The organism is Streptomyces radicis, from assembly GCF_003626575.1.
In the GTDB taxonomy this organism is placed as follows: domain Bacteria; phylum Actinomycetota; class Actinomycetes; order Streptomycetales; family Streptomycetaceae; genus Streptomyces; species Streptomyces radicis.
Genome location: NZ_RBDY01000002.1, coordinates 526,956 through 553,100, shown reverse-complemented (window position 1 = coordinate 553,100; position 26,145 = coordinate 526,956). Strand labels below are relative to the sequence as shown.

The window sequence follows — 26,145 nt, the reverse complement described above, 5'->3', positions numbered from 1 at the left end:
CCACGAACGGGCTCTCGTGCGCGGCGCGTTGGGGCGTGGGCGCCAGGCGCGTGGGGTGGGCCACCGGCGCGTGGGGGTGGGCCCGGCGCGTTCACTCCTCGGGTGCGCCCCCGGGGCGCAGCCACGCGCCGATGCGGGACAGGGCGCCCTCGCCGTATCCGGCCTCGACCTGGCCCGCCAGGTCGGCGATCGTCACGGCCCGCAGGGCCGCACGCCAGGCCGACTCCGCCGAGGCCATGGCGGCGGCGATCGCGCAGGGCGTGGTGCACGCCTCGGGCGGGGTCGCCATCGGGCCGCGCCGGCGGATCTCCGTGCACACGAACGCCGGGCCCGGCCCGTCGATCGCCTCGACCACGTCGAGCACCGTGATCCGCTCGGGCGAACGGCCCAGCACATAGCCGCGCGAGGGACCCACCACCGACCGCACCAGCTCGGCGCGCGAGAGGGCCTGGAGCTGCTTGGCGAGATACGTGGGCGAGACGTCGTGCAGCCGCGCCAACCGCGCGGCGGGAACGGGCCCTTCCGTCGAGGTCAGCACCACACAGCAGTGCAGCGCCCACTCCACGCCGCCCGACATCCTCACGCCCTCACCCTACCCGGGGCGCCCTTGACTCGGACAACACATGTCCGAGTACTATCTCGGATAGCGCATGTCCGAGCATGCACATAAGGTGCATATACGGTCTGAACGGATCGGATCAGATCGGATGCGGCACGCGCGTCGATCAAGAGAAGAGGCATGCCATGAAGGTCGCGGTCATCGGCGGAACGGGACTGATCGGGTCACAGGTGGTGACCAACCTCAACGCATCCGGGCACGAGGCCGTGCCGCACTCCCCGTCCACAGGTGTGGACAGCGTCACCGGCGAGGGCCTGGCGGCGGCCGTCGCGGACGCGGACGTCGTCGTCAACCTGACGAACTCACCGACGTTCGACGCCGCTTCGGCCGACTTCTTCCGGACCTCGATGGACAACCTCGTCGCGGCGTGCGAGAAGAGCGGGGTCCGGCACGTCGTGATCCTCTCCATCGTCGGCGCGGACCAGGTCCCCGAGCTGGACTACTACCGGGCGAAGGTGCTCCAGGAGGACATCCTCAAGGCCGGGCCGATCCCGTACTCGATCGTGCGCGCCACGCAGTTCATGGAGTTCGTCGAGGCGGTCATGTCCTGGACGGCCGACGGCGACACGGTCCGCCTGCCGCACACGCCCGTCCAGCCGATCGCCGCCGCCGACGTCGCCCGCGCCGTGGCCGATGTGGCGGTGGGCGACCCGCTGAACGGCGTTCTCGACATCGCGGGGCCCGACGTTCTCCCCCTGGACGAGCTCGGCCGGATCACCCTCGACGCCAAGGGCGACGGGCGCGCCGTCGTCACGGATGACGGCGCGGGGATGTTCGCGGCCGTGCGCGGCGACGTTCTCACGGCTCCGACCGACGCGCGTATCGCGCCGACGCGTTACCGCGACTGGCTCTCCTGAGGCGGCGCCCCCGCTCCCCCGCCGCTCCCCCGTCGTCGGGGCGACGCGGGTCGGCTGTCAGTGGCGGGTGCGAGACTCCGGGGTATGGACGAGACAAGGCCGAAGGCCGACCTGCGGCGCTATCTCCAGGAGGCCAGGGACGCGCTCCTGTGGAAGCTGGACGGGCTCTCGGAGTACGACATACGCCGCCCGATGACGGGCACAGGCACCAACCTGCTCGGGCTGGTCAAGCACATGGCGGCGAACGAGATCGGCTATTTCGGCTGGACGTTCGGGCGGGCGTTCGGGCGGGAGCTCGCGGAGGAGCTGCCGTGGATATCGGCCGACGCCGAGCCCAACGCCGACCTGTGGGCGACGGCGGAGGAGTCGCGGGAGGACATCGTCGGGCTGTACCGGCGGGTGTGGGCGCACGCGGACGCGACGATCGAGGAGCTGCCGCTCGACGCGCCGGGGCGCGTTCCGCACTGGACGCGGCAGGAGGTCACGCTGCACCGGATCCTGCTGCATGTCACCGCCGAGACACACCGGCACGCGGGCCACGCGGACATCGTGCGGGAGCTGATCGACGGCGCGGTGGGCCTCAGGTCGAACGGGGACAACCTCCCGGAGGTCGACGCGGCCTGGTGGAAGGGGTACCACACGCGGCTCGAGGAGGTGGCGCGGACGGCGGGCGGCCTCACCCCTCCTCGGGCGTGAAGCCGAGGACGGCCGTGCCGTCCTCGACCCCCAGCACCTCGAACGCGACGAGCCCGGTGTTGACGTTGCCGAAGCTTCCGCTTCCGCCGAGTCCCGCTGAGGTGTAGGCGTGGACGCCGTCCTCGTCGGACAGTTCGGTCACGGTCGCCAGGGCGGGGTCCCGGTGCGGCCTCCCGCGCGGGGTCAGCAGTCGATGAAGTCCCGCTTGATGTAGGCGAAGCGGCGCCCCTCGACATCGCCGCCCATCCACATCTGCTGGTTGGTGTCCCAGTAGGTCTTGGCGTTGAACATGCGGTGGCCCCGGTGCACCTGGCCGTAGGACGTGTACCCGGCGCCGGGGCCCGAGCGGTAGTTGACGTTGTTGCTGTTGACCGTGCAGGTGATCGCGGCGGCGGTGCTGCCTGCCCGCGAGAAGTCCCGCCCGAAGTCCCGCCCCGTCGCCTCCGCCGCGGGAACGGCCGTCAGGGACACGCCGATCGCCGCGGCGGCCACGGCGACCCCCCTGGCCATCCGGCGCACGCGCGTTCCGCCATGTGCTTTCCGCATCCTCGTCTTCCTCTCTGTGGGACATGGGCGTTGTTCCGCCCTCACCCTCCGCGCGAGCGCGTGCGGCGACAAGGGAATCCGGCTACGCACAAGTGCGGCATCGCCTTGTCCCGCTGGTCAGCGGGCCACGAAGAGTGGTTGGCGGGCCTGCCTGGCCGCCGCCATCGTCGTTCACCGCGCGCACGTTGAGCTCAGGTGGCGGGCCCGGTGCTCATCTGCCGCTTACCCGAGGTCGGGCTCTCTTCTGAAACGGGGCACACTTTGTTCAACACAAGCCGTGCCCAGCCTCGGAGGGGATCACCCCGCACCGGTCCACCGACGCGCCGCCACCCGCGAAGCGGTATCCGCCGCGCCCGTTCGGCGAACGGCCTCAGCGACCGAGCAGAGACCGGTGACCGGGACGGCCGCCACCCACCACGAGACGGGAACGGCGGGCGACGACACCCCACAAAGCCGGCGCAGCGCACCCCCTTGACGACCCACCCCCCACCCCATAGCGTCGCCGCCGATTGTTTGAAACGTCTCATTGAAACGAATCAAAGGGCGTCGACGATGACACCTCACAGACAACATCGCTGGTTGGCCGGTCCGTTGGCCGGGCTGGTGGCGGCCGGGCTGCTCGTCGCGGCAGGCGGTCCCGAGGCCCGCGCCGAGGACCGCGGGGCCGAGGGCCGCGGCGACCACCGCGGAGCGGTCCAGCTCGAACAGCTCGACCGCGGCCTGGTCGCCGTGTCCGCCGACGAGGGAACGTTCCTCAGCTGGCGCCTGCTCGCCACCGAGGTCACCGGCGCCTCCGACACCGGGCTGACCGGCGCCGACTTCCACGTCTACCGCGACGGCGAACGCCTCGCCACCGTCACCGACTCCACCAACTACCTCGACCCGGACGGCACCGCCACCGGCGAGTACCGCGTCGCCGCCGTCGTCGACGGCGTCGAGGTGGACCTCAGCGACCCGGTCACCGCGTGGGACCAGGGCTACTACGACCTGCCGCTGCGCAAGCCCGCCGACGGCGTCACCCCCGCGGGCGAGGCGTACACCTACTCGGCCAACGACATGAGCGTCGGCGACGTGGACGGCGACGGCACCTACGAGTACGTCGTCAAGTGGTACCCGTCCAACTCCAAGGATGTCTCGCAGGTCGGCTACACCGGCAACATCTACATCGACACCTACAGGTTCGACGGCACGCTCCTGCACCGGATCGACCTGGGCCGCAACATCCGCGCGGGCGCGCACTACACGCAGTTCCTGGTCTACGACTTCGACGGCGACGGCCGCTCGGAGATGATGTTCAAGACCGCGCCCGGCACCAGGATCACGCGCTACGACGCCAACGGCGAGGTCGCGTCGGAGCGTTACATCACGCTGCCGCGCGAGGACCGCCGCGCCGGGTACTCCCACGACGACGACTACCGCATGAGCGCCGCCGACTACTACGACCATGTCGTCGAGATGTTCCAGGGCTGGCACGAGCACCCCGAGGTCGTCGACGGGAGCTGGCCCGCCACGCTCGAAGAGGCGTTCGGCATCGATCCCGCGTACGACTACCCGCTCGCGCGCGAGGACGCCGAGGCGCTGGCCGACCACTTCATGGACGTGTACGCGCCGAGCCGCAGCAGCAGGAACAACCTGCGCGCGTTCGAGGGCTTCGTCGTCGACGGGCCCGAGTATCTGTCGGTCTTCGACGGCGCCACCGGCGATGAGCTGGAGACCATCCGCTACAAGCCAGGCCGCCACGACGACGGGCTCATGTGGGGAGACTACGCGATGAGCCGGATCGAGCCGGGCAACCGCGTGGACCGTTTCCTGGCGAACGTCGCCTATCTCGACGGCGAGCACCCCTCGGCCGTCTTCGCGCGCGGCTACTACACGCGTTCCACCCTGGTCTCCTACCGCTGGGACGGCGAACGGCTGCGCGAGGACTGGTATGTGGACAGCGGGTGGGGGCCGATGTCGAACCCGTTCAACGACTCCCCGCACGGCGTCGACGGCACCGACCCCGAGTACGGGACGCTCACCACGCAGGGCTTCCACTCGATCAGCGCGGCCGACGTGGACGGCGACGGGCGCCAGGAGGTCGTCTACGGCTCCGCGACGATCGACGACGACGGCTCGCTGCTCTACAGCTCGTTCGACGAGATGCCCGAGGGCAGCGCGACGCCCGGCGTCCAGGCGCGGCTCGGGCACGGCGACGCGATGCATGTGACCGACATCGACCCCGACCGCCCAGGCCTCGAGATCTACACCGTGCACGAGGGCGCGAGAAGCGCGCCGCTCGGCTACGCGCTGCGCGACGCGGCCACGGGCGAGGTGCTGTACGGGGGTTACACGGGCGTGGACACCGGGCGCGGCATGATCGGCGACGTGCTGCCCGACGAGCCGGGCCTCGAGACCTGGGCCAACCACCCGGAGGGCGGCGAGAATCCGGCCGGGGTCGGGCTGTGGACGGCGGACGGGCGGCGGGTCGACGGGGCGACGCCCGGCACCAACCAGAGCATCAGATGGGCCGCCGACCTCACGACGCAGCTCGTCCACGGCGCCACGACGGAGACCTACCAGACGCCGACGATCGAGGACTGGCGGCGCGGCACCCTGCTCACCGCCGATGGCACGACCACGAGCAACTGGACCAAGGGGAACCCCTCGCTGGTGGCCGACGTGTTCGGCGACTGGCGCGAGGAGTTGCTCGTGCCGCTGCGGGACAGCTCGGCGATGCGGGTGTTCACATCGACCGAGGTGACGGGCCACAAGCTCTACACGCTCATGCACGACCCGCAGTACAGGGCGGAGGTCGCGCGGCAGCAGACGACCTACAACCAGCCGTCGTACACCGGCTTCTACCTGGCCTCGGACATGGACTTCGGCGAGGTCCCCGTGCCCGACCTGTGGGCGCCCGGCGCGTTGGACGCCCTGCGGGGGCAGCTGGCCGAGCGGGTGGACGGCGCGGCCGAGCGGCGTCTCGCGGCGCTTCTCGACCGGGCGGAGCGCGCGCTCGAGCGGGGCGACGAGCGGCGGGCCGTCGATTCCCTGGAGCGGTTCATACGGGATCTGGACCGGCGCGGGGTCTCCGAAGGGGCGCGGGCGGCGTTGACGTACCACGCGCAGACGCTGATCGCCTCGCTGCGGTAACGGGACGGGCCCCGCGTGGTGCAACGGGCCCGCGCGCCTCGACTCCCCCCGCGCGCGGGCCCGTTGGTCCTGTGGGACGCCGACCGCCGTCCCTCCCCAGGGGAACGGCGGCCGGCGCGTCTCAGCCCGGGAGCAGCGTGCTCCACGGGTCGGTCGCCGCCTGCCACGCGCCGCGGGTGTGCAGGCAGGTCACCTGGTCTTCGGTCGCCTCGCGGAGCACGAACCCGGCGCGGGTCAGGACCCGGCGGGCTGCCGTGTTGTCCCGGTGGTGCCTGGCCCTGAGGATGATCAGGTCCAGATCATCGAAGGCGCGGGGCAGGACCAGGGCGAGGGCGCGGGTCGCGTGGCCGCGGCCCCACACGTCCTCGTGGAGGATGAACGCGATCTCGGCGGCGTAGCGGGCGCGGCGCACAAGCCTGATGACGCCGATGAGCGGGGGCTTTTCATGGGGCACCGCGGCGGGTCCCGCGGTGATGCCCCATGTGGTCAGCCGCCAGGGGCCGGGGCGTTCCCGCAGATGCCGGGCGAGCCACGCGTCGGCCTGGCGGGCGTCCATCGGTGGCCGCGGCAGATGGCGGACGGCGCCGGGGCCGTAGATCCGCCTGATCGCGGCGGCGTCGGTCGTGGCCAGCGGGCGCAGCGCGGTGCGGCCCCCGGGGTCAGGCGGCGGCACCGCTGGCGCCAGGGCCAGGGCCGCGGGCGGCGCCGCGGCGTTCGACGAGGTGGGTGGGGCGGGGCGAGCAGATCCACTCGGCGCGGGTCACGGTGCCGGTGCGGTGGTACTCGCGGCGCAGCGGCTCGTTGACCACGCCGTCGGCGCCCATGAACCACGCGTCGGGGAGGGTGCCGAAGCGGCGTTCGTAGTCGACGATCCAGTTCACCGGGCCGCTGCCGGTCACGGGGGCGTGCGCGACGGGCTCGCCCGCGTGCGCGGCGCACAACTCCGCGTAGGCCACCGGGTCCTGCATCTTCTCGTGCCAGACGCGGTCGATGAGCCCCGAGAACATCTGCGGTGACTCCTGGCCGGTGGCGAAGCGGTGTCCTGTGATGCTGAGGTAGCGGGCCAACTCGGCTTCCAGTTCGGCCCGGGTGATCCGGGTGGCCCGGGTCGTCCGCGCGGTCATGCGCCCTCCGTTGCTCAGGCGGTGCTCGGAAACGGTGCTCGGTCGTGGTGCTGGGTCGTGCTGGGTCGTGCACGGTCGTGGGGGTGCGGACACAGCCAAGCAGGGGCGCGCGGGGGCGCGTAAGGGCCGCACTGTCGTCCACGTGTCGTCCATTCGCCGTCGGGCCCCTCCCCAGGGAGCGCGTGCGATGGTCCAATGAGTAGGTGGATTTCCCGATCCGCCATCCCTTGACTTATTTACGCCTCCAGCGCGGCTGGAGCCTGGAGGAGCTGGCGCGGCGCGTTCGGCTGGCCGCGGGGGCGCACGGCCTGCGGTCGGGCATCACGCGCCAGCGCATATCCCACTTCGAGCACGGGAAGCGCACGCCGAACGAGGAGACGCAGCTGCTCTTCGCGGAGGTGTTCGCCGTTCCCGCTCGCGAAGTGAACCCGTTCACCTGGCCCGAGTGGCTGCCCGCCACCGACTCCCCTCTCTCCCTGGGCCCGCGTAGCACACTCGCCGCCGTACGAGAGGCCAAGACCGTGGATCGCCGAGCATTCGCCGCCTACACCGGGGCCGCCCTGACCTCCCTCGCCCATCAGTGGACCCTGCTCGAACCCGCCCGGCTCACCGGCGCGTTGGGGGGCAAGAGCGTGGACAGCGAGCTGCTGGCCTGGCTGGAGAGCTCGACCGCGCGCCTCGCCGAGCTGGCCACCGCGCAGCGGCAGCACACGGTGCGGCTCCTCGACGCGCACCTGGCGACGCTGACGGATCTGCTGCGCGAGGCGCGCTATCCGGAGGAGACCGGGCGGCGCCTGCACATACAGGTGGCGCGGGTGGCGCAGACGATCGGCTGGCACCGTTTCGACCAGGACAGGCACGGGGCCGCGAGCCGGTTCTGGCACGCCGCGCTGCACAGCGCGCACGCGGCGGGGGACCGGGACCTGGGCGCGGGGATCCTGAGCGATCTCGCCTACCAGGCGGTGTGGTTGCGGCAGCCGGGGACGGCGGTGGAGATCCTGGCGCACGCGATATCGCGCGCCGGGCACCCGGCGTCGCGTTCGCTCCTGCATCTGCGCCGCGCGCGGGCGTACGCGCTCCTCGACGATCCGCGGGCGTGCCACCGGGACATCGCCGCGGCCGAGGCGCGCCTGGGCGCGGCGGCGCACCGGTCGCCGCCGAGCTGGTGCGCGTGGCTCTCGCCCGCGGATCTGAGCGTGGACACGGGCCGGTGCTTCCTCGACCTGGGCGCGGAGCGGGAGGCGCACCGCCATATCGCGGACGGCGTACGGCAGTTGCCCGAGGCGCGGGCGAAGACAAAGGCGGTGTTCCTGGCGTACGAGGCGGACGGGTACCTGCGTTCGGGCGAGGTGGAGCGCGCGGTGGACAGCGCGCGCCAGTCGCTCACGCTGGCGAGCAGCCTGGGCGCCGACCGCTGCCTCGGGCTGCTGCGCGAGCTGATGCCGGGCTTCTCCGGGCACCAGCGGGTGGCGGGGGTGCCCGAGCTCGAGGGCGAGGCGCGGATCGCGCTGGCGTCGTGAGGCAACGCGCTCGACACCGCGTGCGACACCGCGTCCACCGCCGAGCCGCCCAACTCTGAGCTGGATCTGAGGCTTCGGCGGAACCGCGGGGCCCCGTCGGCGCGCCTTCTCCCCTGAACGTGCCCGACGAACGTGCCCGACGGCGGAACAGGGGCCTGACATGCGGAACCTCGGCGTGACGCACTACGAGGAGCGGTCGCGCAACCCGCTCGCGGGAGTCGTGTCGCTCAGCGACAGGGAGCTGCGGACGCAGCGGCGCACGGTGCCGCTGACCCAGCTGAACACGCCGGCCACGGCGGAGGCGTATCTGCGCGGCCGGTGGATCGGCAGCGGCGGGACGGAGCGGCCGCTCGAGATGATCCCGTCCGGGCCCGGGAAGGTGCCGCTCATCAGGCTGAGCGGCTCGGCCTGGCCCGTCAAGGTCCGGCAGGCGGCCGAATTCGCCCATGCCTACGGCGAGTTGGCGGTGCGGCTGAGCGGCGGCCCGGACGCGGTGCGCGCGGCGGCGGAACGGGCGGCGCGCGAGGAGGTGCCGCTGTGGATCGCCCGCCGGGTGGCGGACAGCCCCGCGGGCCTGGTGCTTGTGGCGGTGGACCGGCGGCTGGTGCGCGCGGACGTGTGGCCGGGGAACGGGTCGACGCCGCCGCTGCGGCTGCGCGGGCCCGAGGGGATCCGCGCCTCCGACCTCCAGGTGGAGGCGCCGCCGCTGACGGTGCTCGTGGGGACCGAGCGGGCGGCGTTGACGACCGAACGCGGCTGGCGGAAGGCGCGGCGGTCCGTCACCGTGCGCACGTCGTCGGCGTCGTGGACGCTGCGGCGGCACAACGCGACCGGCTCGGTCCTCGAACGGGACGGCCTTCAGGTGGCGTTGATCACGCGTCCGCGCACGCGTGCGACGCGCCCCGGGGTGCTGCTGCCGCTGGCCGCGCTGACGCACTACCACGCGGACCCGCTGGACGCGGTGATGGCGCACTTCTTCGCGGTGGTGTGCGCGGTCGGCGACGGAACGGGCGGCATCCGCTTCGGCGTCGCCAAGCCGCTGCCCGAGCTGGACGACGAGATCTGGGCCGAGCCCTGGTACACCGGGGTGGCCTGGGGCAGCCACGACTCGGGCCCCGGCGGGGGCGGCGACGGCTGGGGCGGCGGGGACAGCGGGGGCGGCGACGGCGGAGGGGGCTTCGGCGGCGGAGGCGACGGCGGTGGGGGCGGGGACGGCGGTGGGGGCGGGGACGGCGGTGGCGGCGGGGGCGGCGGTGGGGGCGGCGGCGACTGACCGCGGGGGGGGACCGACGGCGGCGGCGGGCGCGCGGGGGTACGGGCGCGCGCGGGGGCGCGTTCAGTCGGGTGGCTGGACGATGGGCGCCGGGTAGTCGAGTCGCTCGGGCACCCGCCAGGGGCGGTGCACGGCCGAGCCCCTGAGGGCGGCGAGCTCCGGCACCCAGCGCCGCACGAAGGGGCCGCCGCGGTCGTGACGCAGGGCCTGAGTCAGGGGGTTGAGGACTCGGTTCGGCCGGGTGTCAGTGCCGGTGCCCGCGGCCCACTGCCAGTTCAGCTGGTTGTTGGCCAGGTCGCCGTCCACCAGCAGGTCGAGGAAGTAGCGGGCGCCGACGCGCCAGTCGACGTCGAGTGTCTTGGTCAGGAAGCTGGCGACCAGCAGCCTGGCGCGGTTGTGCATCCAGCCCTCGTGCCGCAGCTGGCGCATCGCCGCGTCGATGATGGGGAAGCCGGTGCGGCCGTCGCGCCAGGCCGCCACCCCCGCGGGGTCGTCGCGCCAGCCGGTGCGGCGGCGGTAACGGAAGTCCTCCCACGAGGAGTTCGGGCGGGCGGCCAGCATCTGGTGGTAGAAGTCGCGCCAGGCCAGCTGGCGCACGAACGCCTCGGCCCCGTCGCCCCCGCGCTTCCTGGCGCGCGACACGAGCTCCACGGGCGAGACGCAGCCGAAGTGCAGATAGGGCGAGAGCCGCGACGTGCCGTCCTCGGCCCCGGGGGCGTCGTGCCGCTCGGCGTAGCGGTCCAACGGGCCGCGCTCCCACGCGCGCAGTCTGCGCCGCGCCTCGTTCTCGCCGCCGCGCGGCAGCGCGGGCGACGCCTCGCCCGGCGCCAGCTCGCCCGGCGTGGGCAGGGGCGCGGAGCGCACATCGGGGATGCGCACCACGCGCGGCGCGCCCCTGACGGCGCGCAGGCTCTCCACGTCCCACCGTCGGAAGTACGGCGTGAACACGACGAAGCGGTCCTTGCCCCTGCCGCCCGGCGTGAGCGCTCCCGGCGGCACGGCGGTCAGCGACGCCTCGTGGACCGTGAGCCCCCGGCCCGCCTCGGCGAGCGCGGCCCGCAGCCGCCGCTCGCGGCGCGTGGCGTAGCCGCTGACCCCGGCCGCCAGATGGACCGTCGCCGCGCCGGTCGCCTCGGCCACCCGGCATGTCTCGGCGACCACGTCCCCGCGCGCCACGACGAGCCGCCCGCCCCGGTCGCGCAGCGAGGCGTCGAGGTCGGCGAGGCAGTCGGCGAGGAACGCGGCGCGGTTGGGCGCGGGGAAGCCCGTGCGGGCGATGCCGGAGTCCACGACGAACAGCGGCACCACGCGCTCGGCCTCGCGCAGGGCGGCGCGCAGCATGGGATTGTCATGGACGCGCAGGTCCGAGGTGAACAGCGCGACGGCCACATCGCTCATGCCCTCATGTTTCGCCCGCCCCCGGGTAGGCGCAATTCGGCGACCCCAGATCCACGCAAGGAATATTGCATTCACCTATCTGTATGCAGTAGAACCTGCATCATGGTGATCCACTCGGCAACCCTGGCCATCGACGAGACCATTCGCGCCCGGCGCGCGGCCGGGGAGCGGCTGCTGCATCTGGCGTTCGGCGAGGCCGGGTTGCCGGTCCCCGACGAGATCGCCGAGCGCCTTGCCGCCGCGGCGGGCCGCAACGGCTACGGCCCCGTGGTCGGCTCCGCCGAGGCGCGCGAGGCGGCGGCCGGGTGGTTCACCCGGCGCGGGCTCGACACCGGGGCGCGCCAGATCGTGTTCGCGCCGGGCAGCAAGGCCCTGCTCTACGCCCTCATCGCCGCGCTCCCCGGCGATGTCGTCCTGCCGCGCCCGGCCTGGGTCAGCTACGCGGCGCAGAGCGCGCTCGCCGGGAAGCGCGTCATCGGCGTGGACATCCCGGCCGAAGGGGCGGGCGGCGTTCCCGACCCCGAGCGGCTGGCCACCGTGCTGCGCGAGAGCCGCCCCGGCGTGCTGGTGCTGACCGTCCCCGACAACCCCACGGGCACCGTCGCCGACCCCGAACGGCTGCGTGCCGTGTGCGCGTTGGCCGAACGGCACGGCCTGGCCGTGATCGCCGACGAGATCTACGCCGAGCTCGTCCACGACGGGACGCGCCCGCCGGGCGCCGCCGCGCTCCACCCCGAGCGCACCGTGGTGACCAGCGGGCTCAGCAAGTCCCTCGCGCTCGGCGGCTGGCGCATCGGCTTCGCGCGGCTGCCCGCCGGGCCCTGGGGCGACGCGCTGCGGTCGGAGCTCACCGGCGTGGCGAGCGAGGTGTGGTCGAGCCTGGCCGCCCCCATGCAGGCCGTCGCCGCCCATGTCCTCGCCGATCCGCCCGGCGTGACGGCGCACATAGCGGCGGCAAGACGCCTGCACGCAACGGTCGCGCGCGCCGTGCACGCCGAGTTCACCGCCGCGGGGGCGCTGTGCCGCCCGCCCACCGCCGGCTTCTACCTCTACCCCGACTTCGCACCCCTGCGCGACGCCCTCGCCGCCCGCGGCGTCACCCAAGGCGCCGCGCTCGCCACCGCGTTGCTCGAGCGGCACGGGGTCGGCGTGCTGCCGGGCGAGGCGTTCGGCGACGCGCCCGAGGCGCTGCGCGTCCGGGTGGCCACGAGCCTGCTCTACGGCGAGACGGACGAGGAGCGTTGGCGCGCGCTGCGCGCCCCCGACCCCCTGGCCCTGCCCTGGGTCGCCGACGCGCTCGCGCGGCTGCGCGCCGCCCTGGCCGGTCTCACGACGGGGCCCGTCACCGCGTCGACGGGGGAAAGCGCGCCTCGTACACGCTGAACCGTTCCAGCAGCTCCTCCTCGCGCAGCAGCGAGGAGCGCACGTCCTGCCCACGCGCCCGCGCGACCCCGGCCGCGAGCGCCTGCACGAGCGCCGTGAACGCCGTCAGCGAGCGCAGCACCGAGGGCCCCGACGCCTCGACGTAGAAGACGTGGTCCGCGGGGGCCACGAGCGGCGACGCGGGGTTGTCCGTCAACACCACGCAGCGCGCGCCCCGTTCCCTCGCGAACTCCAGCGCGCGCACCGTCTCGGCGGTGTAGCGGTATATCGAGAGCGCCACGAAGCAGTCGCCCTCCCGCACCCGCCGCAGATCGTCGGTGAGCGTCCCTGCCCCGGTCGTCAGCGTCGCCACCTCGTCGCGCACCATCCGCAGCAGATAGCCCAGCAGATAGGCCGGGGCATGGCACTTGCGCAGCCCCATCACGTGCACCCGCGGCGCCTCGGCGAGCGCCCGCACCGCCGCGGAGAACGTCTCGCGCTCGACCCGCGCGAAGGTCCGCGCGATGTTCGCGCTGTCCAGCGCCACCACGCGGTCGAGCAGGTCGCCCTCGCCCTCCTCGCCCTCCGTGTCGAGCTGTTCGAGCGTGCGGTAACGCCGCAGCAGCTGCGCCTGTTCGCGCAGCCGCTCCCGGCACAGCCGGGTCAGGCCCGGGTAGCCCTCGAGCCCGAGCCCGGTGGCGAAGCGCACGACGGTCGCCTCGTTGACGCCGACGGCCGCGGCCAGCTCGGAGACGGTCATGAACGCCACGCCCTCGGGATCCGCCATCACCCGCTCCGCGAGGAGCCGCTGGGACCGGGTCAGCGCGTCGCGCCGGTCCTGGAGGGCGGCGAGCAACTCGTCGTAGGTGCGCGGCGCGGGCGACGGCGCGCGGGAGGAGTCTGCGGGAGCCATGCCATGGATTCTCCACCCGCGCCCCCGTGCGGGCGGGGCCGGGCCGTGACCTGAAGGGCCGACGCGCGTTGGCCCTTGAGGATGCATGCCGGTGAGGAGTGATCAAGATGTCGGTTCCGACGCCGTGTGGCGTCTTCCAACCCGCCCATCCCGCGGGCCGCCCCGCCGATCCCGCGCGCGGCCCCGCCCGCCCGGTGGGCGGCCCCCCGCTCCCCCCCTCGGTCCCACCCCGATCGTTCCCCCTGGAGTTCCCGCTCGACGTCCCCCTCGACGTCCCGCTCGACGCCATCTTCGGCGCCGCGCTCGGCGGCGCCGCCGACCCGCGCACCAAGATCCGCCGCTTCGCCTCCCCCCTGACCCGCATGCTGCTCACGAGCGAGGGGCTGACCACCACGTTGCTCGAGGCCATGGCTGGTGAATCGTTGCATCTCCGCTGTCTCGCGCAATTACGAGCCCCCGCCCACGCGACCGGCGACGGCGTTCCGCCGCTGCTCCGGATCGACGCGGGCGGGGACGTCCTGGTGCGGTACTCCGCCACGACGCGGCGCGGCGGCCCCGCCCTCTCGGTGAACCACGTCGTGGCGCGCCTCGGCCTCGCCCCGGGGATCCAGGCGTGTCTGACCAGCACCTCGATCCCGCTCGGGCCCGCGCTGCACGCGGCGGGCACGGGCCACCGGCGCACGCTGCTCGACGCGGGCCGGCGCGCGTGGCGCGGCGAGGGGGGCGTGACAAGACCCGCCTGCTACAAGACGTATCTGGTCTGGCACGGCGACGAGCCGCTTGCCCTGATCGACGAGCTGTTCAACCCCGGCACCGTTCCCGCCGGGTGAGGTGGAAGAGTCATGCGGCGGCTGCGTACCCAGGTGGCCATCATCGGCGCGGGACCCGCGGGTCTGGTGCTGGCGAACGTGCTCACGCGCGCGGGGGTGGACTGCCGTGTGGTGGAACGGCGTTCGCGGGCGCATGTCGAGGCGCGGGCGCGCGCCGGGCTCCTCGAGCACCGCACGGTCGCCACGCTGCGGCGCCACGGTCTCGCCGGGCGGCTGCTCTCCGACGGCGTGCGGCACGGCTGGTGCGACTTCCGGTGCCTGGACCGATCCGTCAGGGTGGACTACGGAACGCTCTCGGGCGGCCATGCGCACTGGGTCTATCCGCAGCAGTTCCTCGTCCGCGACCTGATCGAGGCGCTGGGGCGCGGGGGCGTGCGGCCGTTGTTCTCGCAGACGGTGCGCGCCGTCGCGGACATCGACACCACCCGCCCGCGCGTCCGGTGCGACACCCTGGAGATCGCCTGCGACTACGTCGTCGGCTGCGACGGCTTCCGCGGCGTCTCGCGCGCCGCGCTGCCGCGCGCGCACCGCGTCGTCCCGCACCGCTACCCGTACGACTGGCTGACGGTGCTCGCCGAGGTGGACGAGGCGGCCCCCGGCGTGGTCTACGCGGTGGGCGCGGAGGGCTTCGCGGGGATGATGCCGCGCACGAGGCACCTGAGCCGCTTCTACCTCCAGTGCGCCGCCGGTGACACGGAGGCGCACTGGCCGGCGCGCAGGATCCGCGAGCAACTGCACGCGCGCCTCACGCCGTTGCCGCGCATCGAGAGCCTCCCCGAGGTGCGCGTGCTGCGGATGCGCAGCAGCGTCACCGAGCCGCTGCGCCACGGGCGGCTGCTGCTGGCCGGGGACGCGGCGCACGTGCTGACGCCCTCGGGCGCCAAGGGCATGAACCTCGCGATCGCCGACGCCGCGGGCGCGGCCGAGGCGCTGGTGCGCGGCCTGCGGGAGGGCGACGCCGGGGCGCTCGCCGCGTACTCGGGGCGGCGGCTGGCCGAGATCTGGCGCGTCCAGGAGTTCTCCGACCGGCTGTTGCGGCTGCTGCACCTGCCGCCGGGCGAGGACCCGCGGTTCGCGCTGCGGATGCGGCTGGCCGCGATCGAGCGGCTGGCCGAGCCGGGGCCGCACGCCGCGGCGTTCGCCCACCAGTACGTCGGCTCGGGCGCCGAGGGGAGTGGCGATGGCCGCCCTGACTGACCTGCCGGGGCAGGTCCGCGCGCTGTACGGCTTCTCGCGCGGGACGCAGGCGACGCTCAGCGTGGCGCAGCCGCTCATGGGCGCGCTGCTCGCCGACAGCACGCCGCCGCCCGAGCGGCTGCTGCTGTGCCTGGGCGCGGCGTTGGCGGGCTATGTCGCGGTGTTCGCGTCGAACGACCTGATCGACGCGCGCCTCGACCGGCAGCGTTTCCGGCACCTGCGGGCGTACTCGGGCTTCGACATCGACGGCGCGGGGGGCCGACACCCGCTGGCGCAGGGGCGGTTGAGCCCGGCGGTGGCGACGACGTGGGTGCTGGGCCTCGGCACGATCGCGCTGGTGCTCGCGGCGATGCTGAGCTGGGTGTGCGCGGTGCTGCTCGCGGTGGCGGCGCTGCTCGAGGCGATCTACTGCGCGCTGGCGCGGGTGACGCCGTTCAAGTTCCTGCTGACGGGCGTGATGGTGGCGCTGGGCGGGTGCCTGGGCTGGTTCGCGATGACGCCACACGTGGACAGGCCGCAGCTGTGGCTGTTCTGCGTGTGGCTGGCCGCGTGGGAGATCGGCGGCCGGAACATCGTCAACGACTGGGCCGACGTCGAGGAGGACGTGCACCTGGGCGTGCGCACCGTGCCCGTGGTCTACGGGTACCGGGTGAGCGGCCTGCTCACGGTCGGCGCGCTGCTGCTCGCCGCGGTGGCGGGCGCGGGGATGGTGTGGACGGCGTTCCCCTCGGCGGGCGCGCCTGGCGTCGCGGTGGTGCTCGCGCTGGGCGCGTACGCGCTGCTCGCGCCGGGCGTGCGCCTGTTGCGCGACCCGGCGCCCGCCCTGGCGATGGCGCTGTTCAACCGCGCGAGCCTCTACCCCGCCGTCACCCTGGCGGTCATCACGTCGGGCCTGCTGACGCACCGCCTGCTCGAGGTGTGACTCCGCCGCGCGGGCGCCCCGCTCAGCCGAGGAGGGCCGCCGTCACCGTCAGGGTGGGGACGGAAAGGGCCGTGGACAGGAGGATGGACTCGCGGGCCAGTTGGGGCGCCGTGCCGTAGTGCGACGCGTAGGTGAAGAGGTTCTGGGCGGCGGGCAGGGCGGCGGTCACCACGACGTTGAGCCGGTCGTCGGGCGACAGGTCGAACACCCACGTGGCCAGCGCCCACGCGATCAGCGGCTGCGCCCAGGACTTGAGGACCACGGAGAGCAGCACGGGCCCGCGCTCGGGGCCCCGGCCCGGCACGGGGCTGCCGCGCAGCGAGATGCCGAACGCCAGCAGCACGGCGGGGACCGCCATGTTCCCGAGCAGCGTGGCCGGTTCGAGCAGGACGCCCGGCGGGGTCCAGCCGGAGAGGGCGACCGAGACCCCGGCGAGCGAGCCGAGGACGACGGGGTTGCGGAACGGCGTGGTGATCCGCTGCCAGGGCGTGCGACGGCCCGCCGACGGGCCCGTGAGGTCGAGGACCGTCAACGCGACCGGGGACAGGACCAGCTGCTGGAAGAGCAGGATCGGGGCGACGAGCGAGGCGTCGCCCAGGACATAGACGGCGATGGGGATGCCGAGGTTGCCCGCGTTGACATAGGACGAGCACAGCGCGCCGATCGTGGTCCGGCCCGCGCCCCAGCGGCGCAGCGCCCCGACGGCGATGAAGACGCCCGCCGTGGCGAGCGTCGCGATCGCGCTGAGCAGCAAGGGTGGCGAGAACAGCTGCGCCGGGTCGGAGTGGGCCAGGGTCACGAACAGCAGTGCGGGCGTGGCCACATGGAAGCCGAGCCTGGTCAGCACCTCGCGGCCGTTGTCGCCGAGGGAGCCGCGGCGGCCCAGGAGGTACCCGGTGGCGATGACGGTGGCGATGATGGCGAAGCCGGTGATCACACCACCCACGTCGCCACCCTTCCGCTCACATTCGAACGATCGGACGTATTTTCCCCGAGGTCAATGGGCGCTCACATGGCGAGATCGAGGGATACAGTCCCATTTCATGACTTTCTTCTCCCGGCTGATCGTGCCCGTGGTCCTGGCCGCCGCCGCGCCCGCGCTGCTGTTCGCGGCCCCGGCCGAAGGACGGGGGGCGGTGAACGAGGGGGCGCTGAACGAGGCGGCGCTGAACGAGGGGGCGAACGGCGCGCGCGACGATGACGCGCTGGCGCGCGCGCTGGTCGACTCGGTCACGGCCGAGGGCGCGATGCGCCACCTGGCCGCCTTCCAGCGGATCGCGGACGGCGCCGACGGCACCCGCGCGGCGGGCACCCCGGGCCACGAGCGCTCGGCGCGCTACGCCGGCGAGCTGCTCGAAGAGGCCGGATACGACGTCACCTACCAGCGCTTCGACTTCCCCTACCGCGAGGCGGTCACCCAGCGGCTGACCGCGCTGGATCCCGAGCCGCGCGACATCCCGGTGCGCGCCCTGACCTACACCACGAGCACCCCGCCCGGCGGCGTCGAGGCCGAGCTCGCCCCCGCGGGAACAGGCTGCGCCGCCGAGGACTTCGACCCCGCGGCGCACCGCGGCCGCATCGCCCTGATCGAACGCGGCACGTGCACGTTCGCCCAGAAGGAGGCCAACGCGGCGAGCGCGGGCGCACTCGGGGCGCTCGTCGTCAACAACACGCCCGGCGCGCTCTCCGGCAGCCTCGGCGGCCCCGACGACTCCACGATCCCGGTCGGCGGCCTCACCCGCGAGGACGGCGCCGCCTTGGCCGACGCCGTCGAACGCGGCGAGAGGGCAGGCGAGACGGTGGAGGTCAGGCTCGAGCTCGAGGAGGTCGCGGAGCGCCGCGAGACGTTCAACGTCCTGGCCGAGAGCCCGGGCGGCGACCCCGACCACACGGTGATGGCCGGCGCGCACCTCGACTCAGTGCCCGCGGGCCCCGGCGTCAACGACAACGGCTCGGGCTCGGCCGGTGTCCTGGAGACCGCGCTGCGCCTCGCCGAGGCGGACCCGCGGGGCCGCCACCCGCACCGCGTGCGGTTCGCGCTCTGGTCGGCCGAGGAGTTCGGGCTGCTCGGCTCCGAGCACTATGTCGACGGGCTGTCCCGGACGGAGCGCGACGCCATCGACGTCTACCTCAACTTCGACATGATCGGCTCGCCCAACCACGGGCACTTCGTCCACGAGGGCACACCAGGCGTCGCCGCCGACATCAGCGCCTTCCTCGGCGAGCGCGGCGAGACGACCCGCCCGGCGGCGCTCGACGGCCGCAGCGACTACGCCCCCTTCGTGGCCGCCGGCATCCCGGTGGGCGGCACGTTCACCGGCGCCGAGGGCATCAAGTCCGCGGCGGACGCGGAGGTTTGGGGCGGCGAGGCGGGCGAGCCCCACGACCCCTGCTACCACGCGGCGTGCGACACCTTGGAGAACGTCAGCCCCACGGCGTTGGGCACCCATGCGAAGGTGATCGCGCACCTGGTCGGCGGCTACGCCTGGCGGCTGCCCGAGTGACGCGCGCGGCGCGGCGCCCCGGCGTTTGACGCGCCCCACTCCTCCCCCTGACATGAGGCTGCGACGGAAGCGTCCCTCCCGGTAGGCTCTCCGTGTGATCTTCAAGCGCATCGGCAACGGACGACCGTACCCCGAACACGGCCGGGACCACACCCGGCAGTGGGCGGACGTCGCCCCGCGCCCGGTGCGCCTCGACCAGCTGATCACCACCAAGCAGCAGCTCGACCTGGAGACGCTGCTGGCCGAAGACTCCACGTTCTACGGCGACTTGTTCGCCCATGTCGTCAAGTGGCAGGGCGATCTCTACCTGGAGGACGGCCTCCACAGGGCCGTGCGGGCCGCGCTCCAGCAGCGCCAGGTGCTGCACGCCCGCGTGCTCGAGCTCGAGTGAGGGGCGCGGCGTTGCTGCGTTCGGGTTCCCCGGGCAGGTGAGCTGATCATTTAGTAGGCGGGCGCGTCTCATCTGACTACGCTGCGGCCATGAGCATGCTGACGCCCCCGGGCATGGGCGGCAAGAAGTTCCGCGTCACGGGCGACCGATACCCCAGGATGCGCCCTCGTCGGCGCCGCGGCCGCGCCGCCTTCCTGCTCGTCGCCGGCGTCACGGCGCTCGGCATGCTCGGCTACGGCACGCTCCAGCTCGTCGACGTCTTCTCCGGTGACGACGACGGCGGCCGCGCGCCCCGCGCACAGGCCGGCGCGCGCGCCGGTGAGGACTGCACCCCCGCGAGCACCGCCGAGCGACTCCCCGAGCCCGCCGCCATCACCGTCAACGTGTTCAACGCGACGGCGCGCACCGGACTGGCCCAGGACACCGCCGACGCCCTGGCCGAACGCGGCTTCACCATCGGCGAGGTCGCCAACGCCCCCGAGGAGTACGACGGCCAGGTGAACGCCTCAGGGCTGCTGGTCGGCACCGCCCAGACGGAGGAGTCGGGCGCCCTGACGGTGCTCGCGACCCAGCTGGACGGCGTGGAGACCGCCGAGCCGAGACAGCCCGCGGGGGAGGAGGAGCCCCCGCGGGTCGTGGACCTGATGATCGGCGAGGGCTTCACCGAGCTGACCGCCGCGGACGAGGCCGAGCGCCGCCTCGCCGAACTCACCGCGCCCCCCGCGGCGGACGCCTCCCCCGCCTGCTGAGGTCCCCGCCCCGGGAACGCCCGCGTCAGTCCGCCGTGCCGTACATGCGGTCGCCCGCGTCCCCGAGCCCCGGCACGATGAACCCCTGCTCGTTCAGCCGCTCGTCCAGCGCGCCGGTGACCACCGTCACCGGCGCCCCCGCGAGCTCGCGCTCGAGGCGCTCGACGCCCTCGGGCGCGGCGAGCAGGCAGATCACCGTCACATCGTCGGCGCCCCGCCCCATCAGCTCCCTGATCGCCGCGACCAGCGTCCCGCCCGTCGCCAGCATGGGGTCGAGGACATAGACCTGACGCCCCGAGAGGTCCTCCGGCATCCGGCTCGCGTACGTCGACGCCTGCAACGTCTCCTCGTCGCGGATCATCCCGAGAAAGCCCACCTCGGCGGGCGGCAGCAGCCTGACCATCCCGTCGAGCATGCCGAGACCGGCCCGTATGATCGGCACGACCAGGGGTCGGGGATGGGACAGCCTGACACCCGTGGTGTCCGCCACCGGCGTCGTGATGTCGACCAGCTCGGTGCGGACGTCGCGGGTCGCTTCGTAAGCCAGCAAGGTGACCAGCTCGTCGGCCAGCCGCCGGAACGTCGGGGAGTCGGTACGCGTGTCGCGCAACGTGGTCAGCTTGTGCGCCACCAACGGGTGGTCGACGACATGGGTCCGCATGGGCCCGACAGTATCGAACGCGTATGACACTCGCGCTGACCGGCCGTTTCACAGCCCGCCCCCCTGGTGGACAATGAGCGACGGTGCCGTGGAGAGTGGTGTCCGGAGGTGAGGACGAGCCGGGCGCGGCCCGCGCGGACATTCCGTTGGTGAACTGCCGAGTTACCCGACAGCGCACCCCTTTTCTGCCACGATGCAGGTGGCACTGCCTAACCGAGTGGGGAGAGTCACGGTGTACTTCACCGCACTGCTCGCGCGGACCGATGATGGTTGGGAAGCGAGTGACACAGAGCTCGATGACGTGGAGAGCCTGGACGAGCTGGCAGAGCTGGCCCGTGCCTCGGCTCCGGACGACGAGACCGTTCTCGTCTGCATCGAGCAGGAAGGCGCGTGGTTCGGCCTCGTCCGCGTGGACGGCGAGGACGACCCGAGGGTCTTCGTATCGGATGCCGCACGGGCGATGCGCAGCGCGTACGGCGAGATCCTGCTCACCGACGAATTGCTCGGCCGGGAGCCCGACGACCAGGACGTGCTCGACCAGCTCGTCGACCTCGACGGCACCGAGGACGGCGCCGTGGACGAGGACGAGGGCGACGACGAGCCCGCGGGGCCCGATGCCGTGCCGCGTGGGCCGCTCGGCGACGCCGACATCCTCGCCGACCTCGGCATCGAGGCCGGGACCGTGCTCAAGCTCGCCCCCGACGACGCGCTGAGCGAGATCGCGGACGCGCTCGGCTGCGCGGACGTCCTCGAGGCCGTGAGGTGAGGGCGGCCCGGCACCGGTGAACGCGCCCGACCCGCTGCGCGACCCATGGGTCCCCGCGATGCGGCAGGCGCTCGCCGAGGCCGAGGCCGCCCCAGGCACGGGGGACGTGCCCGTGGGGGCGGTGCTGCTCGGCCCCGGCGGATCCCGCGGCCCCGTGCTCGCCCGCGCGCGCAACGAGCGGGAGGCCACCGGCGATCCGACGGCCCACGCCGAGGTGCTCGCCCTCCGCGCCGCGGCGTCGTCGTCGGGCGCCTGGCGCCTGACGGGCTGCACGCTCGTGGTCACGCTCGAGCCGTGCGCCATGTGCGCGGGCGCCGCCGTGCTCTCCCGCGTGGAGCGCGTGGTGTACGGCGCGATCGACCCCAAGGCGGGCGCGGCGGGCTCCCTGTGGGACGTGCTCCGCGACCGCCGCGTCAACCACCGTCCCGAGGTGATCCCCGGCGTCCTGGCGGCCGAGTGCGCCGCCCCCCTCACGGCGTTCTTCCGCGCTCGCGATACCGATTGTCGGCCGACCCCCGGCGTGGGATAGGCTTCCTCCCGGTAGCGTGTCCGAGCGGCCTAAGGAGCTCGCCTCGAAAGCGAGTGTGGGGGCAACTCCACCGAGGGTTCAAATCCCTCCGCTACCGCTCGTCAGCAGGAAGACTCCGGGGCTGGCCCGTTCGACGGGTCGGCCCCTTCGTCCATCGCGGCGCACCGATCAGGAGGTGGCCATGACCATCGCGCTGGCGCGCAGGGCCGCGCTCTATCTGCTCCTGGTGGCGGTGTTCGCCGCCGTCGTCCTCTCGCCCACGCGCTCGGCCGAGTTCGTGGCGCTCGCGTTCGAGGCCGTCTCGGGGGCCGTGGACGGGGTCGGCGACCTCGTCGCGCGTTGACCGTGGTCCGTTGACCGTGGCGCGTTGACCCCGGCCCTTGATCAACACGTCGTCGCCCGGTGCTTGCACACAGTGGACATGTCTTGTGATGCTATGACTGCTTTTGCCGGTTGTGACGGCCGTGAAGGGGTGGTCGGCAGGTGGCGGCGACGCAGAGCCCGGGTGCGGAGGCACGCGCGCTGACGCAGAGCCTGTTCGAGCGGCTGGCCGGCTGCGCGACCGGGACCGCCGAGCACGCCCGGATCCGCGGGGCGTTGATCGAGGCGAACCTTCCGCTGGTGCGCTACGTCGCCGTCCGCTTCCGCGGCCGCAACGAGCCGATGGAGGACATCGTCCAGGTCGGCACGATCGGGCTCATCCACGCGATCGACCGCTTCGACTGCGAGCGCGGCGTGCAGTTCCCGACATTCGCCATGCCCACGATCATCGGGGAGATCCGCAGGTACTTCAGGGACAGCGTGCGCAGCGTGCACGTGCCGCGGCGGCTGCACGAGCTGTGGGCGCAGGTGCGGGTGGCCGCGGACGAGCTGACGGTCGCGCGCGGACGGCGGCCCACCGCCGGGGAGATCGCCGAACGGCTGCGGGTCCCCGAGGAGGACGTGCTGGCCAGCCTGGACGCGGGCCGCGCGTACCGCGTCGCGTCCCTCGAGGCGGCGAGCGAGCGCGACGACGGGATGCCGGGGCTGATCGACCGGCTCGGCTACGAGGACCCCGAGCTCGCGGGCGTCGAGCACCGGGCGCTGGTACGGCACCTGCTGGTCCAACTCCCCGAGCGGGAACGCCGGATCCTGCTGATGCGTTACTACCGGAACCTGACGCAGTCGCAGATCTCCGCCGAGTTGGGGGTTTCGCAGATGCACATCTCCCGGTTGCTGACCCGGAGCTTCACACGGCTGCGCTCCGCAAATCCGATCGACGCCTGAGTCGGACGAGCGACCCCGGACCGGGAACTCCCGTGCGCGCTCTGCCGTTTTATCGACATGAAGCTACGTCGCGTTGATGACATGTGACATTCTGTTGGAACCGCGTTTGCCGTGGCGGCAGGACCGGTATCCACGAGAGGGCGCCCTCTCGTCGGACGCCCCATCCGTCCACCGCGCCGTCGCGACCCGTCCACGACCTCAAGGGGGTGGCATGTCCGTAGAACTGGGCAGCTCCAAGGTGCTCACCACGAACGGCACGCCGCACGTTCCCGCGCCGCACGTACCCTCGTTGCCGCACGAAGCTCCCGCGGAGACCGACAACCTCGACACCCGCACGCTCTCGCGCTCGCTGTTCCTCAGGCTCGCCACGCTCGACGTGGACAGCCCGGAGCGCGGGTATGTGCGGGACACCCTGATCGAGCTCAACCTGCCGTTGGTGCGCTACGCAGCCGCCCGGTTCCGCAGCCGGAACGAGCCGATGGAGGACATCGTCCAGGTCGGCACGATCGGGCTGATCAAGGCCATCGACCGCTTCGACTGCGAACGCGGCGTGGAGTTCCCGACGTTCGCGATGCCGACCGTGGTCGGCGAGATCAAGCGCTTCTTCCGCGACACGTCCTGGTCGGTGCGCGTCCCGCGTCGGCTCCAGGAGCTGCGGCTCGCGCTGACCAAGGCGAGCGACGAGCTGTCGCAGCGGCTCGACCGCTCCCCGACCGTCCCCGAGTTGGCCGCGTGCCTCGGCGTCACCGAGGACGAGGTCGTCGACGGCCTCGCCGTGGGAAACGCGTACACCGCGAGCTCGTTGGACTCCCCTTCGCCCGAGGAGGACGGCGGCGAGGGCTCGTTGGCCGACCGCCTCGGGTACGAGGACAGCGCCCTGGAGGGCGTCGAGTACCGCGAGTCGCTCAAGCCGCTGCTCGCCCGGCTGCCCGCGCGCGAGCGGCGGATCATCATGCTCCGCTTCTTCGGGAACATGACGCAGTCCCAGATCGGCGAGGAGGTCGGCATCTCGCAGATGCACGTCTCCCGGCTGCTGACACGGACGCTGGCCCAGCTGCGCGAGGGCCTGACGGCCGAGGAGTGAAGGGACGGACCGGCGGAGGGCGGTTCCGCCGGTCCGAGAGATCAACGGGCCCCGTCAACGGGCCTGAGCGGCCCCGGCGTTCGGCCGAGGGAGTCGTTCAGCCGAGGGCGAGCCAGGCCACGGCCGCGATCACCACGACCGCCGCCACCACCACCCCGGCGATCAGGCCGGTGCGCGAGCCCGCGCCCTGCGTGGCCGTCGGCGTCGAACGCCGCGCGGTGGAGTCGTCGTTCACGAACGCCTGGAACATCTGGGTGCTGCCCGCCGGGTCGTGGTCCTGCGGACCCTGGTGCGGCTGGGGAGTGTGAGGGTTGTGCGCCATGCCTGCCGACCCTAGCGAACGGACGCCCGCGGCCAACACCCGGCCGCCGCCGACGGGCCCGTTCGTTCCGGAACTTACCGGGTCGCACCAACCCCTTGAATTGGTCTACGCCACGCTGTGAAATGGGGCGCCCCCACAACTCCCCCTGACTGGATGTGGTGTCCATGAAGCGTGCCAGACGCGTGGTCGCCGCGGCGGTGGTCCTCGCCGTGAGCTGGACGTTGCAACAGAACGGCGCCTCGGCCGGAACGGCCGGTGAATCCGCTCCACCCGCCGCCTCCCGGCCCCTCACCGAGCAGCTCAGCTCGGCAGACCAGGCCACCTCCGATGACGCGGTGCCCATGGCCGTCGTCTTCGAGGACACCTTCGACGGCCCCGCCGGCTCGGGCGTCGACGGCGGCAAGTGGCAGCTCGAGGTCGGCGACAACGTGAACAACCACGAGCGGCAGTACTACACACCGGGCAACAACAACGCGAAGCTCAACGGCCAGGGCCAGCTGGTGATCGAGGCCCGCCGCGAGAACCCCGGCGACTACCAGTGCTGGTACGGCCGGTGCGAGTACACCTCGGCCCGGATGAACACCGCGGGCCGCTTCACGGCCCAGTACGGGCGCGTCGAGGCCCGCATCAAGATGTCGCAAGGCCAGGGCGTCTGGCCCGCGTTCTGGATGCTGGGCAACGACATCGGCGACATCGGCTGGCCCGCGAGCGGCGAGATCGACGTCATGGAGAACATCGGCTCCGAGCCGAGCACCGTCCACGGCACGATCCACGGCCCCGGCTACTCGGGCGCCGAGGGCATCGGGGCGGCGTACACGCTGCCGAACGGTCAGCGGTTCGCTGACGGCTTCCACACGTTCGCGGTGGACTGGTCGCCCGACCGGATCACCTGGTCGGTCGACGGGAACACCTACCAGACCAGGACGCCGACCGATCTGGGCGGCGACGCCTGGGTGTTCAACAAGCCGTTCTTCCTGATCCTCAACCTGGCGATCGGCGGCTACTGGCCCGGCGACCCCGACGGCTCGACGCAGTTCCCGCAGCAGCTCACGGTCGACCATGTGCGCGTCACGACGGACACCGGATCGGTCGGCCGCACCGGCCCGATCACCGGCCTCGGCGGCAAGTGCGTGGACGTCGCGGGGGCGAGCAGCGCCAATGGGACCCCTGTGCAGCTTTACGACTGCAACGGAACGAGCGCGCAGCAGTGGACGCTCGGGAGCGACGGCACGGTGCGCGCCCTCGGCAAGTGCCTCGACATCACGGGCGACGGCGTGACGGACGGGTCGGCGCTCCAACTCTGGGACTGCCATGGCGGACCCAATCAACAGTGGGTCGTCAGCGCCGCGAACGACATCGTCAACCCACGCGCCGACAAGTGCCTCGACGTGCGGGACAACACGAGCGCCAACGGCACGCGGTTGCAGCTCTGGACGTGCACCGGGGCGGCGAACCAGAAGTGGAACGCGCCCCGTTGACGCCCC

General features: G+C 73.1%; 28 protein-coding genes and 1 tRNA gene. 19 read left to right on the top strand and 10 right to left on the bottom strand.

Features of this window, described 5'->3' with window-relative positions; all coding sequences use genetic code 11:
* Nucleotides 1–91: 91 nt before the first annotated feature.
* Nucleotides 92–577, bottom strand: coding sequence for an RrF2 family transcriptional regulator (locus D7318_RS05530; protein ID WP_120695671.1), 486 nt, complete (start codon nucleotides 575–577; stop codon nucleotides 92–94).
* 167 nt (nucleotides 578–744) lie between these two features.
* Between D7318_RS05530 and D7318_RS05525 the strand changes: the two genes are divergently transcribed.
* Nucleotides 745–1,476 carry an SDR family oxidoreductase gene (locus D7318_RS05525; RefSeq protein ID WP_120695670.1) on the top strand — a complete coding sequence of 244 codons (732 nt, stop codon included), beginning with the start codon at nucleotides 745–747 and terminating at the stop codon, nucleotides 1,474–1,476.
* Nucleotides 1,477–1,560: 84 nt separating this feature from the next.
* Nucleotides 1,561–2,172 carry a DinB family protein gene (locus D7318_RS05520; protein ID WP_120695669.1) on the top strand — a complete coding sequence of 204 codons (612 nt, stop codon included), beginning with the start codon at nucleotides 1,561–1,563 and terminating at the stop codon, nucleotides 2,170–2,172.
* Here D7318_RS05520 and D7318_RS32665 read toward each other — a convergent pair.
* Both D7318_RS32665 and D7318_RS05515 read right to left on the bottom strand, forming a co-directional pair.
* Complete coding sequence (locus D7318_RS32665) at nucleotides 2,153–2,314, bottom strand: hypothetical protein (protein WP_183091495.1); 162 nt, start codon at nucleotides 2,312–2,314, stop codon at nucleotides 2,153–2,155. The two genes, D7318_RS05520 and D7318_RS32665, sit on opposite strands and share 20 nt — an antisense overlap.
* 41 nt (nucleotides 2,315–2,355) lie before the next feature.
* Nucleotides 2,356–2,718: an SH3 domain-containing protein gene (locus tag D7318_RS05515; RefSeq protein ID WP_147437622.1), complete on the bottom strand. Its 363-nt coding sequence runs from the start codon at nucleotides 2,716–2,718 to the stop codon at nucleotides 2,356–2,358.
* 579 nt (nucleotides 2,719–3,297) lie between these two features.
* Here D7318_RS05515 and D7318_RS34740 point away from each other — a divergent pair.
* Entirely contained in the window at nucleotides 3,298–5,850 is a 2,553-nt protein-coding gene (locus tag D7318_RS34740; protein WP_329604596.1) for a rhamnogalacturonan lyase, read from the top strand.
* Nucleotides 5,851–5,971: 121 nt separating this feature from the next.
* Here D7318_RS34740 and D7318_RS05505 read toward each other — a convergent pair whose 3' ends face one another.
* On the bottom strand, nucleotides 5,972–6,523 hold the full coding sequence (locus D7318_RS05505; RefSeq protein ID WP_183091497.1) for a GNAT family N-acetyltransferase: 552 nt from the start codon (nucleotides 6,521–6,523) through the stop codon (nucleotides 5,972–5,974).
* Nucleotides 6,510–6,974, bottom strand: coding sequence for a hypothetical protein (locus tag D7318_RS05500; protein WP_120695666.1), 465 nt, complete (start codon nucleotides 6,972–6,974; stop codon nucleotides 6,510–6,512). Before D7318_RS05500 ends, D7318_RS05505 begins: the two co-directional genes overlap by 14 nt.
* Before the next feature lie 227 nt (nucleotides 6,975–7,201).
* On the opposite strand from D7318_RS05500, the gene D7318_RS05495 reads away from it, so the two are divergent.
* A complete protein-coding gene (locus D7318_RS05495; protein ID WP_120695665.1) occupies nucleotides 7,202–8,494 on the top strand; it encodes a helix-turn-helix domain-containing protein in 1,293 nt (430 codons plus the stop codon).
* A gap of 160 nt (nucleotides 8,495–8,654) precedes the next feature.
* Complete coding sequence (locus D7318_RS32660; RefSeq protein WP_183091498.1) at nucleotides 8,655–9,767, top strand: hypothetical protein; 1,113 nt, start codon at nucleotides 8,655–8,657, stop codon at nucleotides 9,765–9,767.
* A gap of 63 nt (nucleotides 9,768–9,830) precedes the next feature.
* Here D7318_RS32660 and D7318_RS05485 read toward each other — a convergent pair whose 3' ends face one another.
* Entirely contained in the window at nucleotides 9,831–11,165 is a 1,335-nt protein-coding gene (locus D7318_RS05485) for a cryptochrome/photolyase family protein (protein ID WP_120695664.1), read from the bottom strand.
* Nucleotides 11,166–11,267: 102 nt separating this feature from the next.
* Here D7318_RS05485 and D7318_RS05480 point away from each other — a divergent pair, with 102 nt between their 5' ends.
* Nucleotides 11,268–12,548 carry a pyridoxal phosphate-dependent aminotransferase gene (locus D7318_RS05480; RefSeq protein ID WP_120695663.1) on the top strand — a complete coding sequence of 427 codons (1,281 nt, stop codon included), beginning with the start codon at nucleotides 11,268–11,270 and terminating at the stop codon, nucleotides 12,546–12,548.
* Here the strand turns inward: D7318_RS05480 and D7318_RS05475 are convergent.
* Nucleotides 12,508–13,440 carry a MurR/RpiR family transcriptional regulator gene (locus D7318_RS05475; RefSeq protein WP_120695662.1) on the bottom strand — a complete coding sequence of 311 codons (933 nt, stop codon included), beginning with the start codon at nucleotides 13,438–13,440 and terminating at the stop codon, nucleotides 12,508–12,510. The genes D7318_RS05480 and D7318_RS05475 overlap by 41 nt on opposite strands.
* A 107-nt stretch (nucleotides 13,441–13,547) precedes the next feature.
* Here D7318_RS05475 and D7318_RS05470 point away from each other — a divergent pair, with 107 nt between their 5' ends.
* From D7318_RS05470 to D7318_RS05460, 3 genes are read left to right on the top strand one after another with little or no spacing between them, the layout of a single operon-like run.
* Entirely contained in the window at nucleotides 13,548–14,270 is a 723-nt protein-coding gene (locus D7318_RS05470) for a hypothetical protein (RefSeq protein WP_147437621.1), read from the top strand.
* 12 nt (nucleotides 14,271–14,282) lie between these two features.
* Nucleotides 14,283–15,467 carry a 4-hydroxybenzoate 3-monooxygenase gene (locus D7318_RS05465; protein WP_120695660.1) on the top strand — a complete coding sequence of 395 codons (1,185 nt, stop codon included), beginning with the start codon at nucleotides 14,283–14,285 and terminating at the stop codon, nucleotides 15,465–15,467.
* On the top strand, nucleotides 15,451–16,389 hold the full coding sequence (locus D7318_RS05460; RefSeq protein WP_230423373.1) for a UbiA family prenyltransferase: 939 nt from the start codon (nucleotides 15,451–15,453) through the stop codon (nucleotides 16,387–16,389). The genes D7318_RS05465 and D7318_RS05460 overlap by 17 nt, the downstream gene beginning before the upstream one ends.
* Nucleotides 16,390–16,411: 22 nt before the next feature.
* On the opposite strand, the gene D7318_RS05455 is transcribed toward D7318_RS05460, so the two are convergent.
* Nucleotides 16,412–17,335: an AEC family transporter gene (locus D7318_RS05455; RefSeq protein WP_120695659.1), complete on the bottom strand. Its 924-nt coding sequence runs from the start codon at nucleotides 17,333–17,335 to the stop codon at nucleotides 16,412–16,414.
* 97 nt (nucleotides 17,336–17,432) lie between these two features.
* Between D7318_RS05455 and D7318_RS05450 the strand changes: the two genes are divergently transcribed.
* The 3 genes from D7318_RS05450 to D7318_RS05440 all read left to right on the top strand — a co-directional run bounded on the left by D7318_RS05450 (nucleotide 17,433) and on the right by D7318_RS05440 (nucleotide 20,033).
* The gene (locus tag D7318_RS05450) at nucleotides 17,433–18,893 is read left to right on the top strand and encodes a M28 family peptidase (RefSeq protein ID WP_183091499.1); all 1,461 of its coding nucleotides are present in this window, start codon (nucleotides 17,433–17,435) and stop codon (nucleotides 18,891–18,893) included.
* A gap of 94 nt (nucleotides 18,894–18,987) precedes the next feature.
* Nucleotides 18,988–19,284, top strand: a complete 297-nt coding sequence (locus D7318_RS05445) for a type II toxin-antitoxin system VapB family antitoxin (protein WP_049576857.1) — start codon at nucleotides 18,988–18,990, stop codon at nucleotides 19,282–19,284.
* An 89-nt stretch (nucleotides 19,285–19,373) separates the two neighbouring features.
* Nucleotides 19,374–20,033 (top strand): LytR C-terminal domain-containing protein, encoded by a 660-nt coding sequence (locus D7318_RS05440; RefSeq protein ID WP_230423372.1) that lies wholly within the window; start codon nucleotides 19,374–19,376, stop codon nucleotides 20,031–20,033.
* Nucleotides 20,034–20,058: 25 nt separating this feature from the next.
* Here D7318_RS05440 and upp read toward each other — a convergent pair whose 3' ends face one another.
* Entirely contained in the window at nucleotides 20,059–20,694 is a 636-nt protein-coding gene (gene upp, locus D7318_RS05435; protein ID WP_120695658.1) for a uracil phosphoribosyltransferase, read from the bottom strand.
* 232 nt (nucleotides 20,695–20,926) lie between these two features.
* Here upp and D7318_RS05430 point away from each other — a divergent pair, with 232 nt between their 5' ends.
* The 6 genes from D7318_RS05430 to D7318_RS05410 all read left to right on the top strand — a co-directional run bounded on the left by D7318_RS05430 (nucleotide 20,927) and on the right by D7318_RS05410 (nucleotide 24,339).
* Complete coding sequence (locus D7318_RS05430; RefSeq protein WP_120695657.1) at nucleotides 20,927–21,460, top strand: tRNA adenosine deaminase-associated protein; 534 nt, start codon at nucleotides 20,927–20,929, stop codon at nucleotides 21,458–21,460.
* Between the two features lie 16 nt (nucleotides 21,461–21,476).
* Nucleotides 21,477–21,989 carry a tRNA adenosine(34) deaminase TadA gene (gene tadA / locus D7318_RS05425; RefSeq protein WP_408055445.1) on the top strand — a complete coding sequence of 171 codons (513 nt, stop codon included), beginning with the start codon at nucleotides 21,477–21,479 and terminating at the stop codon, nucleotides 21,987–21,989.
* Nucleotides 21,990–21,999: 10 nt separating this feature from the next.
* Nucleotides 22,000–22,086, top strand: a tRNA-Ser gene (locus D7318_RS05420).
* An 84-nt stretch (nucleotides 22,087–22,170) separates the two neighbouring features.
* Nucleotides 22,171–22,332 carry a hypothetical protein gene (locus D7318_RS32655; protein ID WP_183091500.1) on the top strand — a complete coding sequence of 54 codons (162 nt, stop codon included), beginning with the start codon at nucleotides 22,171–22,173 and terminating at the stop codon, nucleotides 22,330–22,332.
* 140 nt (nucleotides 22,333–22,472) lie between these two features.
* Complete coding sequence (locus D7318_RS05415; RefSeq protein WP_120695656.1) at nucleotides 22,473–23,255, top strand: RNA polymerase sigma factor SigF; 783 nt, start codon at nucleotides 22,473–22,475, stop codon at nucleotides 23,253–23,255.
* Nucleotides 23,256–23,466: 211 nt separating this feature from the next.
* Nucleotides 23,467–24,339, top strand: coding sequence for an RNA polymerase sigma factor SigF (locus tag D7318_RS05410; protein WP_120695655.1), 873 nt, complete (start codon nucleotides 23,467–23,469; stop codon nucleotides 24,337–24,339).
* Between the two features lie 97 nt (nucleotides 24,340–24,436).
* On the opposite strand, the gene D7318_RS05405 is transcribed toward D7318_RS05410, so the two are convergent.
* The gene (locus tag D7318_RS05405) at nucleotides 24,437–24,661 is read right to left on the bottom strand and encodes a hypothetical protein (protein ID WP_120695654.1); all 225 of its coding nucleotides are present in this window, start codon (nucleotides 24,659–24,661) and stop codon (nucleotides 24,437–24,439) included.
* Between the two features lie 164 nt (nucleotides 24,662–24,825).
* Here D7318_RS05405 and D7318_RS05400 point away from each other — a divergent pair, with 164 nt between their 5' ends.
* Nucleotides 24,826–26,139 carry a glycoside hydrolase family 16 protein gene (locus tag D7318_RS05400; protein ID WP_120695653.1) on the top strand — a complete coding sequence of 438 codons (1,314 nt, stop codon included), beginning with the start codon at nucleotides 24,826–24,828 and terminating at the stop codon, nucleotides 26,137–26,139.
* Nucleotides 26,140–26,145 lie beyond the last annotated feature (6 nt).

What these genes read in the sequence shown, in the direction of transcription:
- D7318_RS05530 (WP_120695671.1), bottom strand. Translation starts at nt 577, where the DNA reads ATGTCGGGCGGCGTGGAGTGGGCGCTGCACTGCTGTGTGGTGCTGACC.
- D7318_RS05525 (WP_120695670.1), top strand. Translation starts at nt 745, where the DNA reads ATGAAGGTCGCGGTCATCGGCGGAACGGGACTGATCGGGTCACAGGTG.
- D7318_RS05520 (WP_120695669.1), top strand. Translation starts at nt 1,561, where the DNA reads ATGGACGAGACAAGGCCGAAGGCCGACCTGCGGCGCTATCTCCAGGAG.
- D7318_RS05515 (WP_147437622.1), bottom strand. Translation starts at nt 2,718, where the DNA reads ATGCGGAAAGCACATGGCGGAACGCGCGTGCGCCGGATGGCCAGGGGG.
- D7318_RS05500 (WP_120695666.1), bottom strand. Translation starts at nt 6,974, where the DNA reads ATGACCGCGCGGACGACCCGGGCCACCCGGATCACCCGGGCCGAACTG.
- D7318_RS32660 (WP_183091498.1), top strand. Translation starts at nt 8,655, where the DNA reads ATGCGGAACCTCGGCGTGACGCACTACGAGGAGCGGTCGCGCAACCCG.
- D7318_RS05485 (WP_120695664.1), bottom strand. Translation starts at nt 11,165, where the DNA reads ATGAGCGATGTGGCCGTCGCGCTGTTCACCTCGGACCTGCGCGTCCAT.
- D7318_RS05480 (WP_120695663.1), top strand. Translation starts at nt 11,268, where the DNA reads ATGGTGATCCACTCGGCAACCCTGGCCATCGACGAGACCATTCGCGCC.
- D7318_RS05475 (WP_120695662.1), bottom strand. Translation starts at nt 13,440, where the DNA reads ATGGCTCCCGCAGACTCCTCCCGCGCGCCGTCGCCCGCGCCGCGCACC.
- D7318_RS05470 (WP_147437621.1), top strand. Translation starts at nt 13,548, where the DNA reads ATGTCGGTTCCGACGCCGTGTGGCGTCTTCCAACCCGCCCATCCCGCG.
- D7318_RS05465 (WP_120695660.1), top strand. Translation starts at nt 14,283, where the DNA reads ATGCGGCGGCTGCGTACCCAGGTGGCCATCATCGGCGCGGGACCCGCG.
- D7318_RS05460 (WP_230423373.1), top strand. Translation starts at nt 15,451, where the DNA reads ATGGCCGCCCTGACTGACCTGCCGGGGCAGGTCCGCGCGCTGTACGGC.
- D7318_RS05450 (WP_183091499.1), top strand. Translation starts at nt 17,433, where the DNA reads ATGACTTTCTTCTCCCGGCTGATCGTGCCCGTGGTCCTGGCCGCCGCC.
- D7318_RS05440 (WP_230423372.1), top strand. Translation starts at nt 19,374, where the DNA reads ATGAGCATGCTGACGCCCCCGGGCATGGGCGGCAAGAAGTTCCGCGTC.
- upp (WP_120695658.1), bottom strand. Translation starts at nt 20,694, where the DNA reads ATGCGGACCCATGTCGTCGACCACCCGTTGGTGGCGCACAAGCTGACC.
- D7318_RS32655 (WP_183091500.1), top strand. Translation starts at nt 22,171, where the DNA reads ATGACCATCGCGCTGGCGCGCAGGGCCGCGCTCTATCTGCTCCTGGTG.
- D7318_RS05410 (WP_120695655.1), top strand. Translation starts at nt 23,467, where the DNA reads ATGTCCGTAGAACTGGGCAGCTCCAAGGTGCTCACCACGAACGGCACG.
- D7318_RS05405 (WP_120695654.1), bottom strand. Translation starts at nt 24,661, where the DNA reads ATGGCGCACAACCCTCACACTCCCCAGCCGCACCAGGGTCCGCAGGAC.
- D7318_RS05400 (WP_120695653.1), top strand. Translation starts at nt 24,826, where the DNA reads ATGAAGCGTGCCAGACGCGTGGTCGCCGCGGCGGTGGTCCTCGCCGTG.